General features: G+C 45.0%; 17 protein-coding genes. 14 read left to right on the top strand and 3 right to left on the bottom strand.

Features of this window, described 5'->3' with window-relative positions; all coding sequences use genetic code 11:
* Positions 1–51: 51 nt before the first annotated feature.
* The 4 genes from L0U88_RS16660 to L0U88_RS16645 all read left to right on the top strand — a co-directional run bounded on the left by L0U88_RS16660 (position 52) and on the right by L0U88_RS16645 (position 2,160).
* The gene (locus L0U88_RS16660; protein WP_234867322.1) at positions 52–441 is read left to right on the top strand and encodes a DUF4783 domain-containing protein; all 390 of its coding nucleotides are present in this window, start codon (positions 52–54) and stop codon (positions 439–441) included.
* A gap of 206 nt (positions 442–647) precedes the next feature.
* Positions 648–1,508: a carboxylating nicotinate-nucleotide diphosphorylase gene (gene nadC, locus L0U88_RS16655; RefSeq protein WP_234867320.1), complete on the top strand. Its 861-nt coding sequence runs from the start codon at positions 648–650 to the stop codon at positions 1,506–1,508.
* A gap of 37 nt (positions 1,509–1,545) precedes the next feature.
* Positions 1,546–1,893, top strand: coding sequence for a translation initiation factor (locus L0U88_RS16650; RefSeq protein WP_234867318.1), 348 nt, complete (start codon positions 1,546–1,548; stop codon positions 1,891–1,893).
* Positions 1,894–1,920: 27 nt separating this feature from the next.
* Positions 1,921–2,160, top strand: coding sequence for a hypothetical protein (locus tag L0U88_RS16645; RefSeq protein WP_234867316.1), 240 nt, complete (start codon positions 1,921–1,923; stop codon positions 2,158–2,160).
* Between the two features lie 79 nt (positions 2,161–2,239).
* On the opposite strand, the gene L0U88_RS16640 is transcribed toward L0U88_RS16645, so the two are convergent.
* Positions 2,240–3,691 (bottom strand): NADP-dependent isocitrate dehydrogenase, encoded by a 1,452-nt coding sequence (locus L0U88_RS16640; RefSeq protein ID WP_234867314.1) that lies wholly within the window; start codon positions 3,689–3,691, stop codon positions 2,240–2,242.
* A 129-nt stretch (positions 3,692–3,820) separates the two neighbouring features.
* Here L0U88_RS16640 and apaG point away from each other — a divergent pair, with 129 nt between their 5' ends.
* Positions 3,821–4,207, top strand: a complete 387-nt coding sequence (apaG, locus tag L0U88_RS16635) for a Co2+/Mg2+ efflux protein ApaG (protein ID WP_234867313.1) — start codon at positions 3,821–3,823, stop codon at positions 4,205–4,207.
* Positions 4,208–4,224: 17 nt separating this feature from the next.
* Here the strand turns inward: apaG and L0U88_RS16630 are convergent, their stop codons facing one another.
* On the bottom strand, positions 4,225–4,599 hold the full coding sequence (locus L0U88_RS16630) for a four helix bundle protein (protein ID WP_234867311.1): 375 nt from the start codon (positions 4,597–4,599) through the stop codon (positions 4,225–4,227).
* A 128-nt stretch (positions 4,600–4,727) separates the two neighbouring features.
* Positions 4,728–6,455, bottom strand: a complete 1,728-nt coding sequence (locus L0U88_RS16625) for a peptide MFS transporter (RefSeq protein WP_234867309.1) — start codon at positions 6,453–6,455, stop codon at positions 4,728–4,730.
* 114 nt (positions 6,456–6,569) lie between these two features.
* Here L0U88_RS16625 and purD point away from each other — a divergent pair, with 114 nt between their 5' ends.
* The 9 genes from purD (at position 6,570) to L0U88_RS16580 (ending at position 17,451) form a co-directional block, all read left to right on the top strand.
* A complete protein-coding gene (gene purD / locus L0U88_RS16620) occupies positions 6,570–7,883 on the top strand; it encodes a phosphoribosylamine--glycine ligase (protein ID WP_234867307.1) in 1,314 nt (437 codons plus the stop codon).
* 10 nt (positions 7,884–7,893) lie between these two features.
* On the top strand, positions 7,894–8,904 hold the full coding sequence (locus tag L0U88_RS16615) for a tryptophan 2,3-dioxygenase (protein WP_234867305.1): 1,011 nt from the start codon (positions 7,894–7,896) through the stop codon (positions 8,902–8,904).
* Between the two features lie 318 nt (positions 8,905–9,222).
* Positions 9,223–10,602 (top strand): alpha-L-fucosidase, encoded by a 1,380-nt coding sequence (locus tag L0U88_RS16610; RefSeq protein ID WP_234867303.1) that lies wholly within the window; start codon positions 9,223–9,225, stop codon positions 10,600–10,602.
* A 144-nt stretch (positions 10,603–10,746) separates the two neighbouring features.
* Complete coding sequence (locus tag L0U88_RS16605) at positions 10,747–11,772, top strand: rod shape-determining protein (RefSeq protein ID WP_234867301.1); 1,026 nt, start codon at positions 10,747–10,749, stop codon at positions 11,770–11,772.
* A 5-nt stretch (positions 11,773–11,777) separates the two neighbouring features.
* Complete coding sequence (gene mreC, locus L0U88_RS16600; RefSeq protein WP_234867300.1) at positions 11,778–12,632, top strand: rod shape-determining protein MreC; 855 nt, start codon at positions 11,778–11,780, stop codon at positions 12,630–12,632.
* Positions 12,625–13,155, top strand: a complete 531-nt coding sequence (locus tag L0U88_RS16595) for a rod shape-determining protein MreD (protein WP_234867298.1) — start codon at positions 12,625–12,627, stop codon at positions 13,153–13,155. Before mreC ends, L0U88_RS16595 begins: the two co-directional genes overlap by 8 nt.
* A gap of 116 nt (positions 13,156–13,271) precedes the next feature.
* On the top strand, positions 13,272–15,368 hold the full coding sequence (gene mrdA / locus L0U88_RS16590; RefSeq protein WP_234867296.1) for a penicillin-binding protein 2: 2,097 nt from the start codon (positions 13,272–13,274) through the stop codon (positions 15,366–15,368).
* Between the two features lie 2 nt (positions 15,369–15,370).
* The gene (rodA, locus tag L0U88_RS16585; protein ID WP_234867295.1) at positions 15,371–16,702 is read left to right on the top strand and encodes a rod shape-determining protein RodA; all 1,332 of its coding nucleotides are present in this window, start codon (positions 15,371–15,373) and stop codon (positions 16,700–16,702) included.
* 11 nt (positions 16,703–16,713) lie between these two features.
* On the top strand, positions 16,714–17,451 hold the full coding sequence (locus L0U88_RS16580; RefSeq protein WP_234867293.1) for an MBL fold metallo-hydrolase: 738 nt from the start codon (positions 16,714–16,716) through the stop codon (positions 17,449–17,451).
* The last annotated feature ends 5 nt before the right edge of the window (positions 17,452–17,456 follow it).

Genomic DNA, 17,456 nt, shown 5'->3' with positions numbered 1-17,456 from the left:
CGTAATTATTCCGATCCCCTCTGAAATACTGCGACCGTAAAAAGTTCAGGTATGAAAGCATTTTATACAATTATCCTATTGAGTACCATGGTTCTGGTATCCGCGTTTAAAACCGGTGCCGAACTGGATTCCGTTCTTGTGGCATTGAAATTGGGGGATGCTGCACAGTTATCCCGGTATTTTGATTCCAGGGTTGACATCACCCTTCCTGAAAAAAGTGATAATTATAGCAGAAGTCAGGCGGTGATGGTAATTAAGGATTTTTTTACTTCAACCGGAGGAGTAAAAACCTTTGAATTGAAACATCATGGAGAAAACAATGGATCCAATTTCCTGATTGGCGTTCTTCAGACCAATAACGGCAGTTATCGAACCACCCTGTTTCTAAAACAGAAGGGAGAAAAGGCTTATTTGCAGGAAATGAGGTTTATGGAAGAATGAATGGAAGTAAGAAGTGAGAAGTATGAGTTAGACCTCCATATATATGTAGATACAATATTCTGATTGAAAGCTGTGATCCCCGCTTCGTGCGGGGATTTTTTATGCCCGCTTCCTTCACTGCACCGTTTAGTTGGTATCTGTCTTGGTGGAGTGGCACCTGCCCCGGCGGGGTGGGCTGAGGGAACTAAGTCCCTATCTTTGAGGCTATGAAGAATTTTGATGCCTTGTTTGAAAAACTGGTAAAAGATGCTTTGCAGGAAGATATTGGTACCGGTGATCATTCCACGCTATGTTGCATTCCTCCTACGGAAAAGGGAACAGCTGTGCTCAAAATCAAGGAGGATGGAGTGTTGGCTGGTGTAGAGGCCGCAGAGCGAATCTTCAAATTAGTTGAACCGGATGCTGTCTTCAGGCTTTTTAAAAAAGATGGGGATATTATGCGGAATGGTGAAATCGCCTTTGAAGTAGACGCGCGTGTACATACGATTCTGCAATGTGAGCGACTGGTACTAAACTGTATGCAGCGGATGAGCGGGATTGCTGGATTAACCCGTCAATACACTGAAAAATTGCAAGGCTATCATACAAAGGTGTTGGATACCCGAAAGACAACTCCCAATTTCAGGTTATTTGAAAAATGGGCGGTTGCCATCGGAGGAGGAGTGAATCACCGGTTTGCCCTTTATGATATGATTATGTTGAAAGATAATCATATTGATTATTGTGGAGGTATAACAAAGGCCGTAGAAAAAGCCTGGCAATATGTTCAGGATAAGGCACCCGGACTGCAAATTGAAGTGGAAACAAGGAGCTTGGCGGATGTGGAAGAATTGGTGGCCTGCGGGAGAGGAAAAGTATTTCGAATCATGCTCGATAATTTTACTCCGGATATGATAATAAAGGCACTGCCTATGATAGGAAAGGATTTTGAAACAGAGGCGAGTGGAGGAATCAATCTTACTAACTTACTTGAGTATGCAAAAACCGGGGTAGATTATGTAAGTGTTGGTGCCTTGATACACCAGGCGAAAAGTGTGGATTTGAGTTTGAAAGCGATGAGGAACTGAGACGTGAGATGTGAGACGTGAGATGAAAAAAACAACTATGAGTAAGAAACATAAAGGAGATAAATTCGGGTTTGTTTATTCGACGGATCCGAATTTCAGGATGGAGGAGGAGCAGCATTCCCAGGAAACACTGGCTCCTTCGCAACAGGTATTGCGGGTTCGGCTTGAAACCAAGCAGCGAGGAGGAAAGGCGGTAACGGTGGTTACGGGCTTTATTGGTACCGATGAGGATCTTGAAAGCCTGGGAAAACAATTAAAAAACTATTGTGGAACGGGCGGCTCCGCAAAAGAAGGTGAAATCCTGGTGCAGGGAGACCAGCGGGATAAAGTACTGGCCTGGTTGCTGAAAAACGGATATGCCAAAACCAAAAAAATGGGTGGCTGATCAGCCTGCCGCAACTCAATTATTTACATGAGCTTATTAAAAATCTTCTTGTTAGATGCCGGAGGAGCGGCCTGGGGACTTTACCAGCTGATCTTCGTTTGTGCCGTACTGTTATCGTTGTATAGTGGTTATACCTGGTATGAGGGTAGACGTGACAAAAATCCGGAAGTTGAACGAAGAGGTCGTTTGTTGCTACTCCTGGCTATCATCACGATGGTAGCGGTTTCCTTTGTCTCCTTCGCCATTACCCGCAAATTACCCTTCTGATTGGTTTTCAATTAAAAATGCCGGCTCCATCAAAACCGGCATTTTTTCACATTTCACGTCTCACGTCTCACGTCTCACATTATTGTCCCTGCGCAAGGCTGTAAGCCTTCTTGCCATCCCACATGTTCAGCAATTCAGTTGAACAGATTTTAAAATCAACCATGAGACGCTTGTATAATTCCAGCACATCTATTTGTGTAAGTGGTGCTTCTCCAATACTTTCGAAACGGCAGCGATATTGGTTGATAAGATTGGTGAAGACAGAGCCTTTAGGCCAAACCTGGGTGCCCCGGTTGCTAATGGTAACCAGCTTAAAAAGGTCGCCGGTATGCTTCAGGCATTTATCTGCAACTTCCTGGGGCTGTTCAAAGCTTTCAATGAACATATCCACCCCTACAATCATTTCATTTTCCAGTTCTTCCGACATGATAAGCGGGTTCTTCTCCAACTTGTAAACGGTTTGGGTTACCGGTTTATTCGGCAGAATTGGACGGGCACCGTGTGCAGGAGTTTTACCGATATTGCCGATAATCGCGTCAGCAAATTCTGTGGTATTAACGGAAGGTTTGGTTTTGTCGCCGAAATCACCCGTATGCACACCTGATTCCAGCGTGTACAACAATGCGTTTTCGATTACAGCTGCACTTTCCATAAGTCCAAGGTGACGAAGCATAGCGATGCCACTTAGCAAAAGGGCTGTTGGATTGGCAATATTTTTTCCTGCGATATCCGGAGCGGTTCCATGAACTGCCTCGAAAATACAGATGTGATCACCGATATTGGCAGAGGGGGCAAACCCAAGTCCGCCTACCAGTCCGGCACACAAATCACTCACAATATCTCCTTGAAGGTTGGTCAGTACCACCACGTCAAATTCATTGGGGCGGCTCACCAGTTTCATACAGAGATCATCTACAATAACATCATCGGCTTTCAGGTGCGGATACTGTTTGGCAACTTCATAAAATACCTCCAGGAACAATCCATCGGTAATTTTCATAATGTTTGCCTTGTGACCACAAGTAATCCGGCGGGCGCCGTTTTTGCTGGCCATTTCAAAGGCATATTTAATAACCTGCAGGCTTCCGGGGCGGGTGATGAAACGGCGACTGAGCGCCACATCATGAGTTAGCATATGTTCGATGCCGCCATAGGTATCTTCAATATTCTCACGAACGATGGTGAGGTCAATGGGTATTCCAGCTTTGCTGAATACGGTATCCACGCCATGAAGTGTTTGGAATGCTCTTTTATTAGCGTAAGTGTTCCAGGTTTTACGTGCGGTAACATTCACGCTTTTTACCCCTTTGCCCTTGGGGGTTTCCATCGGGCCTTTGAAAAGGATTGAAAGATTTTCGATTGTTTGCTGGGCTTCCGGTGTCATTCCGTTGGAATAACCTTTGTCAAACACCCATTTACCCATTTCAACAAATTCATATTCGAGGGGAACCTGGTTTGCATCAAAAATGCGCAAAACGGCATCCATGATTTCCGGGCCTATTCCATCACCTTTGGCTACAGCTATTTTCATATGTTTACAATTGAAGAATGATTGTCAGGTGGCGCAAAGGTACATCGGGACGCGCAGGAAATTGCCAATAAATGAACAAAAACTGGCACCAGCGGTTGATTTTATATACCTTTAAACAAATTCTTCGGAATGAACAGTATAACCACACAAGGTATAGAGGTGAGTGTGGAAACGTTTTATCAGCCCGACTATTCTAATCCGATGTCGGGTGAATACATGTTCGCTTACCGCATTACCATTGAAAATCATAATAGCTTTCCTGTTAAGCTGCACCGCCGCCATTGGTTCATTTTTGATTCCAATGGCGAGCACCGCGAAGTGGAAGGGGAAGGGGTGGTTGGTGTTCAACCCGTCCTTTATCCCGGTGACCGATACCAGTACGTAAGTGGTTGTAATCTTCGCTCTGAAATGGGCCGCATGTCTGGCACCTACCAAATGGAAAACCTTGATTCCCGTAAAAATTTTTCCGTAGATATTCCGGCATTTGAGATGATTGTTCCCTTTAAGAACAATTAGGAATTGTGAATTAGGAATTATGAATTATTTGGTGCCTTTTCACATGCATTCCTTTTAATTGTTTTGACGGAGCTGGTAAATATTGCCGTAAGTTGAAACGCTTCAGATTTAAGGAGCGATATTTCTGAAAGTTTAGGATTCAAAACTTCCAACAGGTCAAGCCAGAACCAAGATTCGTCTGCTTCCTCAATTACCACCCCCAGTCTTGCTGTAAACTCTTTCAGAGATCGGGATTTGGTTGATGCACGATAGTTGGCAGCCATTCCGGTCGCAGATCTTACCAATTGATTTTTAATTGTTTTATTTCCTATTGAATCAGGTAGTTTGTCTAAAATTTGAATAACATTCAAAGCAAACTCTCTCGTTCTGAATAATAATTCCTTTGCTCCCATATTTTTAAAATAGAAAGAAAAGGGGCAACAAAAAATGTTGAAAAAACCCAGATTTTAAAATGAATTGAGAATTATGAGTTAAGAAATTAGTTATTAGGGTACATAATTCTCAATTCAAAATTCATAACTCATACTTCCGTTTTCTCGTGCATCATCTTCTGCAACTTCTTGGTTAATCCAAAGAGGATAAGTGAGGCAGCGCCCGCCATTCCAACGAAGAGCAGGAAGAAATCGTAGTTGTTGGCGATTTCATATCCGAGGAAGAAGGTGCTTTTGCCATCGGGGTAGAGGGCGCTCAGTACGCCGGCAAATTTATTGGCTACGGCGTTCGCGAGAAACCAGACTGCCATTAGCAGACTTGCATATTTCAGCGGAGCTAATTTGTTTACCAGGCTAAGTCCGATTGGAGACAGACAAAGTTCACCCCAGGTGTGCATTGCGTACATGCCGAGCAGCCAGATCATGCTTACTTTAATGCCGGGTTGAACCCCATCAACACCCTGTGCAATCCAGAGATAACCCAGGGCAAGCAACATCAGACCAATAGCCATTTTGGTTGGAGAGGAGGGCTCACGTTTACCCATTTTAATCCATAACCAGGCAAATACAGGTGCGAAAGTGACAACGTAGATAGAATTCAATGAGGCGAAAGCACTGGCCGGTATGGTGCCAATGAAGATGGAAGCGGTTCCGTTGGTGGCTACCTGGAATAATAAGTAAACGATCGCGCCAATAGCTGCAGCCAGTAATACCTGAACGGTTATGCGAAGTTGTTTATCAAATGTTCCTGCTAATGCCGTTGTGGCTTTTTTCAATACAAGACCAAGGTAGACAACAAGTGCTATTCCAAGGAGATAAATAATCCATTTTGGGATATCCCAGTTCAAATCGCGATTGGTTTGTTCGTCTGCAAAAAAGGTAAGTGAAGCGCCAGCTTGTTCAAATGCACTCCAGAAAAAGATCACAAAGAAGGAAACGATGAGAATCACAATAACCCTTTCTTTTTCAATCTTGGTAAGTGTTTTGTCAGACAGTATAAAAACGATAATAAAAATTGCGGAGGCCAGCAACAAGTAGGTTAGGAAGGAGAATTTAGTGGCATCGATGTATAGCAATCCTATCATCAGTGCCGATAAAATAGCTAAACCGGTACCTACGAGCAATGGGTTCGAAAATGATTTAGGAGAGTCTGCTGGTACCAGCCCGAGTGATTTTCCCTGGGGATCCACAACATATTTTTCCTGAAAGATCCATTGAACAACCACACTGAGCAACATGGCGATACCGCCTGCGAGAAAAGCCCATTTGAAGTCGGCTGGATTACCAGTATCTCCAAGGAAGGCACAAACGATCGGTCCTAATGCCCCACCCACATTGATTCCCATATAGAAAATGGTATAGGCGGCGTCTTTACGACGGTCTCCATCGGGGTATAACTGGCCGACCAGCGAAGAAATATTCGGCTTGAAAAATCCATTACCAGCAATCATAAAACCGAGTCCCGAGAAAAAGAGTACACGCGATAAGTCCGGACTGGAGGCATATAAGCTACCACAAAAAAAGAGGATGAATTCGCCCATGGCCATCAATAATCCCCCTGCGATTATGGAACGCTTGTTGCCCCAATAACGATCCGCGATAAAGCCGCCGATTAAGGGAGTGAGGTATACCAGACCTGTGTAGGAACCATAAAGATTGGAGGCAAATGCCTTTTCAAAAAGCAGGGCTTTAGTCATGAATAGTATCAGTACGGCGCGCATTCCATAGTAATTGAAGCGCTCCCACATTTCAGTGGCAAAAAGAATGTAAAGCCCTTTTGGATGACTTTTTTGGGCAGCAATCTGCGTTTGACTCATGAGTTTGTCGGTTTTATTGGCTGTAGTTCAGGGCCGGAAAATAAGGATAAAAATGGGAAACCGGCGGGCTGGCACCATTTCCCTATTTTCGCACCCTGAAACGAATAGTAAATCATGAATATATTATTGCTCGGATCTGGTGGCAGGGAGCATGCCATGGCCTGGAAACTTAATCAAAGTCCGCTTTGTGATACATTATACATTGCCCCGGGAAATGCTGGTACGGCAAATTGCGGTATAAATGTTCCGCTTTCCATCACTGATTTTCCTGCCATCCGCCAGTTTTGCCTTGATAATGAGATTCATTTGATTATAGTTGGACCGGAAGAGCCGCTGGTGAAAGGTGTGGTTGATTATTTTAAAAACAATCCGGTTCCATTGAGTACGGAAGTCGCCCAGGAACTGAGATTGGATTCGGTACCAGTGATTGGTCCGGCTGCTTTTGGTGCTCAGCTGGAAGGATCCAAGGCTTTTGCAAAAGCGTTCATGGAAAGGCACGCCATCCCCACAGCAGCATACCGCGAATTCAATGCGGATAATTTTGAAGCCGGGATTGAGTATATCCGTCAGCACAGTTTGCCGATAGTATTGAAGGCAGATGGTCTGGCAGCGGGTAAGGGCGTTCTGATTTTGAACGATCAGGAGGAAGCCATCCGGGAATTCACTTCCATGATCCGTGAGAGCAAGTTTGGAGATGCCAGCAAAAAGGTGGTGATAGAAGCTTTTTTGTCAGGCATCGAATTATCTGTTTTTGTCCTGACCGATGGGAAAGATTATGTGTTGCTGCCAGAGGCGAAAGATTATAAAAGAATTGGTGAGGGCGATACCGGGTTGAATACCGGAGGAATGGGAGCTGTGAGCCCGGTTCCGTTTGCCGGAACGGACTTTATGCAGAAAGTGGTGGATCGGGTGGTGAAGCCAACAGTGAAAGGGTTGAAGGAAGAAGAAATTGATTATAAGGGATTCATTTTTGTAGGCCTGATAAAGGTAGGTGATGATCCATATGTGATTGAATACAATTGCCGGATGGGAGACCCTGAAACGGAAGTTGTGATGCCCCGTTTAAAGAATGACCTGGTAGAACTGATGCTGGCTACCGCCCGCCAGGAGCTTGATCGTCAAACTGTAGAACAGGATTCACGGGTAGCCTGCACTGTTATGGCAGTGAGCGGTGGATATCCCGGTGATTATGAAAAGGGCAAAAAAATTAATGGGTTAGAGCAGGCAACCGGTTCTGATACCTTGGTTTTTCATGCGGGTACAGCTGAGAAAAATGGGGAAGTGTTGACCAATGGGGGCAGGGTTTTATGTGTTACTTCCTATGGCAGTTCTGTTAAAGAAGCGGTTGGTGCCTCTAAGGCTGTATTGGGTAGAATTTCTTTTGAGGGCATGTATTTCCGGACCGATATCGGTTATGAATTCAACTAATCTGATTGCAATGAAACCTGTGCACTATTCTGATTATCTGCAGTTGGAAAAGATTCTGGGAGCTCAGCAACCTGAAAGTGAATTGCAGCAGCAGCCAGCACATGATGAAATGTTGTTCATCATCATTCACCAGGCCTATGAATTGTGGTTCAAGCAGATCATGTATGAAGTAGATAGTGTGCATGCGATTCTGCAACAGCCATCCCTAAACGATAATTCTCCTGAACTGCAAACCGTAGTTCATCGGTTGCAGCGCACGGTAACCATCCTGAAGTTGCTTGTTCAGCAGATTGACGTGATGGAAACGATGACTCCTATGGATTTCCTGGATTTCAGAGACATGCTGCGACCGGCATCTGGATTTCAGAGCTGGCAATTTAAGGGGCTGGAAGCCAGGCTGGGACTCCGATTCGAACAGCGGCATGGCCAGGAATATTACTTGTCGCAGTTGCGTCCGGAGCAGGTAGCCCTGATTAAACGAATTGAGTCTGAACAATCCCTGATCAGTTTACTGAATGAATGGCTGGAGCGGATGCCATTCCTGGAGCAGGCCCCTGGCTGGTTTGAGGAGTATGCGGCTGTCTACCGTTCAAGTTTATCCGAAAAAGAGCAGGGCAACCTCGATGCATTTGCCCATATGTTTGGGACGGTGCAAAAGCAGGATTCGACCGATCAGCAGAATCGTCAATTATCTCCAAGGGCATCCAGGGCTGCATTGTTTATAATGTTGTACAGGGGGTATCCTATTTTGCAATTGCCGTTTCAGTTACTGAATGTATTGCTTGAGATGGATGAGCAGCTGAGTACCTGGCGTTATCGTCACATGAACATGGTACATCGTATGATCGGAACCAGGATTGGCACAGGAGGCAGTACGGGTAAGGATTACCTGAAAGGTGCAGTTGATAAGCATTATATCTTTCGCGAAATCGCTCAATTAACGAGTTTTCTGGTAGAGCGCCGGCACTTGCCAAAGCTGGATACAACAATGGAGAAACGTCTCGGTTTTGGGGGAATGTAAAGTGAGACGTGAGATGTGAGACGTGAGAATTCTTTCACTTTTTACTGCTAGTAAGATTCTTCCAGTTTATGCTATTGTATGTCGGTTTCTGAGAAATCCAGGGGAGTTTTTTCGTTTACGTGGTCTTTTTAATCGTCCATTGTCGTTGAGCAGTTGAATCATCTGCCTTAAAGAAAATTACCTATTTGCCAGATCGGGCACAAGAAGGATTGATTTTGAGCAAGGTTGTAACCTTGGTAAAATATTGGACTGAATAAGGAAAATCGAAACAGCCTCATCGGTATGCATCCTGTACATTAGCCGTTGAATTGAATCAACATGAAAAAAGGCTACTGGAAAAGAACACTAACAATTGCTATGCTTGCTACATTGAGTGGAACGATTTCCCTCCAGGCGTTACAGGCTCAAACAGGAGTAACCGGACTTACTCCCCAACAACTACAACCCGGTGGAGACACTGCAAAAATGGCCTGGTTTGGCGATGCCAGGCTCGGTATTTTCATTCATTACGGGATGTATGCAGTAAACGGCGTAGACGAAAGCTGGAGTTTTCATAATAAGAAGATCAGTCACGCTGAGTACATGAAACAAATGAAGGGATTTACTGCCAGTAAATACAATCCGGATGCGTGGGCTGCTCTTATCAAGGAAAGTGGTGCCCGATATGCCGTGATCACCACCAAACACCACGACGGACTCGCCCTTTGGAATACAGCCCAAAAACATTACAGTACAGTAAAAAATACACCTGCAAAAAGGGATTTACTAACACCGTTCTTCCAGGCGCTGGACAAATACGGGCTTAAAAGAGGCGCTTATTTTTCTCTAATTGACTGGTCTTATCCTGATTATCCCGGATTTCTGAAGGATAGCAGTCGATATAAAGTTGCACAGGATACTGCCCGCTGGAACCGTTTCAGCCGATTTAATAAAGCCCAGATCCAGGAAATCAGCCAGCAGTTCAAACCGGATCTCTGGTGGTTCGATGGAGATTGGGAGCATAGTGCTGAGGAATGGGATGCGGCCGGAATCCGGAAAATGATCCTGGAGTCAAAGCCGGGTGCCATCATTAATTCCAGGTTGCAGGGATATGGCGATTACGCTACACCCGAACAAAACACCCCGGTGCACCGACCAAAGGGTCGCTGGTGGGAGCTCTGTATGACCATCAATAACAATTGGGGATACCAACACAGTGATACCAACTGGAAAACGCCTGCGGAAATCATTTCAATTTTTGCAGATGCCATCGGCAGCGGTGGAAATTTGCTCCTGGATATCGGGCCAATGGAAGATGGAACTATCCCCCCGCAGCAGGTTACCGTTTTGAAAGAACTTGGCAAATGGAACCGCAAACATGAAGAAGCCATTTTCGGTACACAGGGCGGTATGCCACACGGGCATTTTTACGGTCCCTCTACGATTTCCAAAGATTCTACCAAATTGTATCTTTTTCTGGCTGGAAAGCCATCCGGAACTGTTTGGATCAAAGGCCTGGTAAATAAGATCAAATCAATTCGGGTGGTAGGCACCGGACAGGAGTTGTCCCATAAGGTAGTGGGTAAAATCTCCTGGAGCCAGGTACCCGGACTAGTATATATTGACATTCCTACCAACGTCAAGGACGATTATATGTCGGTTCTGGCCCTTGAACTGGAAGGACCGATCAAATTATATGCAGGTCATGGCGGACTCTGATAGATGACATCTGCCACGGCGGAGTGAAATTCAGTATATTGTGGAAAAAATAGTGATAATCAAAGTGTCTTACTTTGATTTATCGAATTATTTGCATCAATTTTGCTGACATTATATCCTGACTAAAATCTTGACCTCAACAACATGGGATTATTCAACTTTCTGACCCAGGAAATTGCCATGGATCTGGGTACAGCCAATACCCTAATCATACATAACGATGAAATTGTAGTGAACGAACCTTCGATTGTTGCCCTCGACCGGAACAACCCGAAGAATGTGCTGGCCGTTGGCAAGCGTGCATTGATGATGCATGAAAAAACGCATGAAAGTATCCGCACGGTAAGGCCACTGAAAGATGGAGTAATTGCCGACTTCAACGCCGCCGAGCTTATGATACGGGAAATGATCAAAATGATCTATCCCAAAAAACCGCTGTTCCCACCCAGCTGGCGTATGATGATCTGTATTCCTTCTTCCATTACGGAAGTAGAGAAAAGAGCAGTGCGCGATAGTGCGGAACAGGCAGGAGCCAAGGAGGTTTATCTCATTCATGAGCCCATGGCGGCCGCCCTGGGTATCGGTATCGATGTAGAAGAACCCGTTGGTAACATGATTATCGATATAGGCGGTGGTACCACCGGCATTACCGTGATCGCACTGGCTGGTATTGTTTGCGACCAGAGTATCCGTATCGCCGGGGATGAATTTACCGCTGATATCATGGAAGCGCTTCGTCGTTATCACAGTCTGTTAATCGGTGAGCGTACTGCCGAGCAGATCAAAATCCAGATCGGAGCGGCGATGAAAGACCTTGACAATCCACCAGATGATATCCCGGTAAATGGTCGTGACCTGGTAACCGGGATCCCCAAGCAGATCATGGTGAGCTTCCAGGAAATTGCTGAGGCGCTGGACAAGAGCATTTTTAAAATTGAAGAGGCCATCCTGAAAGCTCTGGAAACCACTCCGCCCGAGCTGGCTGCTGATATCTACCGCAGAGGGTTGTATATTACCGGTGGTGGTGCCCTGCTACGCGGTCTGGATAAGCGATTGAGTCAGAAAATCAAACTGCCCGTACATGTGGCGGATGATCCGCTGAAGAGCGTGGTTCGTGGTACTGGTATTGCGTTGAAGAATTATGACCGCTATCCCTTCGTGATGCGTTAACAGATATGCGAAATATCTTCCTGTTTATCCGGCGTTACTTTAATTTTTTGTCCTTCCTGGCATTGCAGGCATTGGCACTGTCTTTCCTTTTTCGGTATAATAAATTCCATGAAGCGGCATTTGCAGGAGTTGCCAATGAGATCACGGGTAGGGTAAATGAACAGTACAATACGGTAGACTATTATTTCAAGCTGAAAAAAGCGAATGAAAACCTGGTAAAGGAAAACGTAGCACTCAGGGAAATGCTGCGATCCAATTACCAGTCGCCCGATACTACGCAAAAGCTGATCGTGGATTCCATCCGGCTTGATTCACTGAAACCCTTTCAGCGCTATGTCTACCGGGAGGCCAAGGTCGTAGGTAGTTTTATCACCACTCAAACCAATTTCATTACAATACATCGGGGTTCTGACCAGGGTGTTCGGCCAGATATGGCGGTTATTGGTTCAAATGGGGTAGTAGGCCGCGTGGTGAATACAAGTGCCAATTACTCAACTGTAATGACCATGATCAGCCGGCAGTTCAAAGTGGATGGTAAACTGAAAAATTCAGGAGAACGTGGTTCGATCGGCTGGGACGGACTGAATCCCCGTATTGTACAGATGCGGAATATCCCGAAAAGTGTGAAGATTCAGAAAGGAGACTCTGTGCTGACCAGTGAACTTTCTTCAATTTTTCCACCCAATATTTTGATCGGAACGGTGGATAGTATAATGAATGATCCCAGTACAAATTTTTACAACCTGCGGCTTAAGACAGGTACCAATTTTTCAACGGTGCAGTTTGTCTACGTAGTGCAGAATACACAGCTGGAAGAACAACAGAAACTGGAAAACGCAACCCGCAATACGAATGAGTGATTTTGTGAAACATAGTCTGCGAGCAATGCTCTTTCTGCTGGTTCAGGTTTTTATCCTGCACAAGATCCCGCCATTACATCAATTCATTGTTCCGTATCTCTACTTTCTATTTATTCTCTGGCTCCCATTTAATATGGGCAGAACCTGGCTGATGGTGGTAGCCTTTTTGTACGGCCTGACACTGGATTATTTCCTGATGTGGCCGGGGTTACATGCAGCGGCCTGTGTAATGATTGCTTACCTGCGCCCCTTCCTGGTGAATCTGCTGATCCGACAGGAAGGAGCAGAACAGAGTTATGGTGCTCCATCCATTAACAGCATGGGCTGGGCACCCTACATGGTACTCGTGGTGGTGTTAACACTTGTTCACCATGGTTACCTGGTTTTCCTGGAATGGATGAGCTTCGGCAACTTCTGGTATTTCCTTGGCAAAGTAGGAGCTTCTACCGGAATTAGTCTTTTGCTGATACTTATAACCGAGATGCTCTTTTACAGGAAGGAGCGATTTCGCACCAATATGTAAGAAGTGAGACGTGAGATGTGAGAAGTGAGAAGTTGTTTTTGCGTCTCACATCTGACGTTTCACGTCTCACGTTTTCCCTACCTTTGCCCATATAATTCTCCATTTCCCATTCCCATATGTCTGTGTTTAACCAATCGCGTTCAACTGTTATCCGTCTGATTGTGGCGGGCGTGTTTCTGATCATTGTGGCACAGTTGGTAAACCTGCAATTGTTTTCCAGTAAATATGAGGCCCTTGCCTTTAACAATGCGGTATACCCCAAAGTGCGGTATCCCGATCGTGGTATCATTTACGATCGTAAAGGAAAGGCTATTCTGAACAATACAATCATGTATGATCTGGAAGTTACGCCTTCTCAGATCAAGGGAGTTGACACCAGTTTCCTATGTAAACTGGTGGAAATTGATACGGCAGAATTTAAAAAGAGAATAGTAACAGCCATACTGAAAAACGGTCGCTATCGGCCAAGTATATTCGAAGATCTGCTCACTCCGGAAATGCACGCTAGGCTGGAAGAGAATATTTATAAATTCCCGGGTTTCGCCCTGGTGGAACGCCCGGTTCGGGTGTATCCATTTAAAGCAGCCGCCCATATTATGGGTTATATCGGTGAGGCCGATTCCGGTAATATCAAACGTTCGAATGGATTTTACCGGTTGGGTGATTACATCGGCAAAACCGGACTGGAGGCCTATTATGAACGCGTGTTGATGGGCAAACGGGGGGTAGAGTACCTTATCAAGGATAATAAAAATCGGCTGGTAGGCAAGTACGAAAACGGGATTTATGATACTGCAGCCGTTGCAGGAAGAAATCTGCATACTTATATAGATATAGAACTGCAACAACTAGCCGAGAAATTAATGCAGGGCAAAGTAGGTGCTGTGGTTGCCATTGAACCCAAATCGGGAGGGATTTTATCGATGGTATCTGGACCGAATTTTGACCCCAACATGTTGACGGGTCCCAATAAGCAACAAAACTTCAACAAGCTTTTCCTGGATGTGAGTAGTCCGCTCCTGAACCGCGCCATTAAAGGACAGTACCCTCCGGGCTCTACCTTTAAACCATTGGGCGCATTGGTGGCATTGGATGAAGGTATTATCACACCATCCTTTGGAATTGGATGTAGTGGTGCATACTATGGATGTTCGAGACCTGTAAAATGTACCCATTCCAACGCCGGACATGCGGCTAACCTTCGGCTGGCGATTGCCAATTCCTGTAACTCCTATTTCACACATATCTACCGGTTATCAGTAGATGCAGGCAAATACAAAGGGGTGAAAAACGGTTACCAGAAATGGAAGCAATACATGAATGCATTCGATCTTGGGGTTCGGGTAGGAGTAGATCTTCCAAGTGAAGACCGGGGCAACATTCCGGACAGTTCGGTGTACAATAAAGTGTATCGCAACAGTTGGAACAGTTGTACTAACCTGACCCTGGGTATTGGGCAGGACATGATGCTGGCTACTCCGTTGCAACTGGCCAATTCCATGTGTATCATCGCAAATAAAGGATACTATTATACCCCTCATTTTGTAAAAAACATTGATGATGAAACGCCCGCTGATTCCATCATGAATCCATTCCGGATCAAACATGAACCGCTGACAAGTATCCCGGATGATGCTTATGAAGCGGTGATTTCAGGTATGCAGGATGTAGTGGAAATTGGAACAGCACGGGTAGCCAAACTGCCTGATATTAATGTCTGCGCAAAAACCGGAACGGCTGAGAACTATCGGGTGATTGATGGAAAGCGAACCAAACTGAAAGACAACTCGGTATTTGTATGCTTCGCACCAAGAGAGGATCCGAAAATAGCGATTGCTGTGATTGTGGAAAATGCGGGATATGGTGGAACCTGGGCAGGACCAATTGCAGCGCTGATGATGGAAAAATTCCTGAATGATACCTTGCGTACAGAACGATTGAAGGAAGTAGAACGGATCGCTGCGGCCAACCTGATGCCAGGCTGGCTGGTGCGTGAACAGTATAAGGCCGACTCAACTCGAGCCTATAACTGGTTCAAGATGACAAAGGATTCCAGTGCGATCAAGCGTTTTTTAAGAAGGGAATATAAAAAGGACAGCCTGCAGCAAAAAGAAAATTCGCCATCTCCGATTCGGGATATCCGTACAACCTGGCAGCGACCGGAAGCCATTGTTCCTGAACAATATTCTCTCACCCATCCTGTAACTGCCTGATTATGAACGCAAGAAATTCATCAAAAGGTATTGACTGGTTATTGGTAGGCCTTTATATGATGCTATGTGCCATCGGGGTGATAAGCATATTCGGTGCTACCTACAAGGAGGGTGAACCCATCCTGCAGTCCTTTACATCGTTCAAAACCGATTACAGCAAGCAATTGATATTTTGGCTGCTGGCCATGGTCATCGCAGTCATTATCATGGTAACGGATTCAAAGTTTTTTACTGCGACGGCCAATTTGTGGTATGCATTTGGTATTGTTTTGTTGCTGCTCGTATTTCCTTTCCATACAGAAATCAAGGGTACAAGGTCAATCATTCGCTTTGCGAGTTTCCAGTTGCAGCCAGCGGATCTTTGCAAAGTATTTGTGGCACTTGCACTGGCTAAATATTTAAGCCGGGTTGAAACAGATTTTTCAAAAACAAAATCACAGTTAATTGCAACCGCGATAGCACTCACACCTGCCATACTCTCGATACTGCAGCAGGAAACCGGGTTGGCATTGGTTTATTTTTCTTTTTTCCTAGTCATGTTTAGGGAAGGTTTACCGGCGGGTATATTGATTATCGGATTTTCTTTTGCAGTACTGGTTGTTGCGACTCTCCTGATGGAGCCGAACACACTGGCAATGATACTTACCGGTATTGCATTGGCAGCGATTTATATTTTACGCAGACAAATTAAACGTAGAAAACAAATTCTCATTACAATTGTCGGTATCTGGATGGTATGTGTGGGTATTCAACGTTTCCTGGTACCCTATGTGTTTGAATCAGTTTTGCAGCCCTACCAGGTTAAACGAATCTACGATACCATTGGAAAGGATTATGCGCCCAGTGGAGGCACAGCTGTACTGGAAGAAGCACCTGCCAAGAAAAAGGATGATGGAGGTGATTACAACGTAAAACAAAGCAAGATCGCAATTGGTAGTGGAGGATTGGCCGGAAAAGGCTTGCTAAAAGGTACACAAACCCGTTACGATTTTGTACCCGAGCAAAGAACCGACTTTATATTTTGTACGATTGGTGAAGGTTTCGGGTTTATAGGAAGTTTTATCCTGATGGCCATTTATTTTTTACTATTAATGCGGATCATTACAGTGGCAGAACGACAACGAAGTGTCTTCAGCAGGGCTTATGCGTATGGAGTAGCATCCATCCTGTTTTTTCATATTGCGATTAATATCTGCATGACCATCGGGCTTGCTCCGGTGATCGGAATTCCTCTACCGTTTATTAGTTACGGTGGAACCTCTTTAATCACTTTTACTGCTGCCTTGTTTATATTAATCCGATTAGATGCAGACCGGCAGATGGTACTGCGTTAAATTCAAAAAATATGCGAGTAATCCCTCTTTCAGAAGGAAGTTTCACGATTGATGGTACCAAACAATTTGTGCCCTTTGATCACCACGAAGATGAATTGAATGATCGTCCGACTGGTAGTTTGTTGGTAGAAGTTCAGCCCTTTGTAGTAATAACCAGTGAAGATGTATTATTACTGGATGCCGGGCTTGGATTCGAAGTAGATGGGCGTCCACAGTTGTTCAGCAACCTGATGGATGCCGGGATTAATCCAGGTGAAATCACGAAGGTATTGATGACCCATTTGCATAAAGATCATGCAGGAGGAGTAAGCCATCGCAATCATGAAACTGGAAAGATAGAGTTGTCCTTCCCGCAGGCAACCTATTATGTACAACGTAAGGAACTTGACTTCGCTTTTGAAAAGGGATTCCCCTCTTATATACCGGAAGAGTTGGAATGTTTGCGATCTGCGCCTCAGGTAGTGTTGCTGGATGGAGATGGGGTGATCGACAGTTATATTCAGTATCAATTGGTAGGCGGGCATTGCCCATTCCACCAGATATTTAGGATCGTGGACGGAGGAAGTACTGTGTTTTTTGGAGGTGATAATGCGCCCCAGTTACAGCAAATGAAGAGCAAATTCGTTGCCAAATACGACTTTGATGGGAAACGTGCAATGGAACTTCGGCAGGAATGGTGGAAAACCGGCCAGGAAAACAACTGGAAATTCCTTTTTTACCATGATGTCAAAATACCAACTTACGGTTAAGCCAT

Origin of the sequence: Flavihumibacter fluminis (assembly GCF_021491375.1) — a bacterium.
GTDB classification, from domain to species: Bacteria; Bacteroidota; Bacteroidia; order Chitinophagales; family Chitinophagaceae; genus Flavihumibacter; species Flavihumibacter fluminis.
The sequence above is the reverse complement of the archived record's forward strand: the minus strand, read 5'-3'. Positions and strand labels throughout refer to the sequence as shown.

Coding starts and splice junctions, on each gene's coding strand:
- L0U88_RS16605 (WP_234867301.1), top strand. CDS start 10,747: ATGGGATTATTCAACTTTCTGACCCAGGAAATTGCCATGGATCTGGGT.
- L0U88_RS16625 (WP_234867309.1), bottom strand. CDS start 6,455: ATGAGTCAAACGCAGATTGCTGCCCAAAAAAGTCATCCAAAAGGGCTT.
- mrdA (WP_234867296.1), top strand. CDS start 13,272: ATGTCTGTGTTTAACCAATCGCGTTCAACTGTTATCCGTCTGATTGTG.
- L0U88_RS16650 (WP_234867318.1), top strand. CDS start 1,546: ATGAGTAAGAAACATAAAGGAGATAAATTCGGGTTTGTTTATTCGACG.
- L0U88_RS16615 (WP_234867305.1), top strand. CDS start 7,894: ATGAAACCTGTGCACTATTCTGATTATCTGCAGTTGGAAAAGATTCTG.
- L0U88_RS16580 (WP_234867293.1), top strand. CDS start 16,714: ATGCGAGTAATCCCTCTTTCAGAAGGAAGTTTCACGATTGATGGTACC.
- apaG (WP_234867313.1), top strand. CDS start 3,821: ATGAACAGTATAACCACACAAGGTATAGAGGTGAGTGTGGAAACGTTT.
- L0U88_RS16660 (WP_234867322.1), top strand. CDS start 52: ATGAAAGCATTTTATACAATTATCCTATTGAGTACCATGGTTCTGGTA.
- L0U88_RS16630 (WP_234867311.1), bottom strand. CDS start 4,599: ATGGGAGCAAAGGAATTATTATTCAGAACGAGAGAGTTTGCTTTGAAT.
- nadC (WP_234867320.1), top strand. CDS start 648: ATGAAGAATTTTGATGCCTTGTTTGAAAAACTGGTAAAAGATGCTTTG.
- L0U88_RS16640 (WP_234867314.1), bottom strand. CDS start 3,691: ATGAAAATAGCTGTAGCCAAAGGTGATGGAATAGGCCCGGAAATCATG.
- purD (WP_234867307.1), top strand. CDS start 6,570: ATGAATATATTATTGCTCGGATCTGGTGGCAGGGAGCATGCCATGGCC.
- L0U88_RS16610 (WP_234867303.1), top strand. CDS start 9,223: ATGAAAAAAGGCTACTGGAAAAGAACACTAACAATTGCTATGCTTGCT.
- L0U88_RS16595 (WP_234867298.1), top strand. CDS start 12,625: ATGAGTGATTTTGTGAAACATAGTCTGCGAGCAATGCTCTTTCTGCTG.
- rodA (WP_234867295.1), top strand. CDS start 15,371: ATGAACGCAAGAAATTCATCAAAAGGTATTGACTGGTTATTGGTAGGC.
- L0U88_RS16645 (WP_234867316.1), top strand. CDS start 1,921: ATGAGCTTATTAAAAATCTTCTTGTTAGATGCCGGAGGAGCGGCCTGG.
- mreC (WP_234867300.1), top strand. CDS start 11,778: ATGCGAAATATCTTCCTGTTTATCCGGCGTTACTTTAATTTTTTGTCC.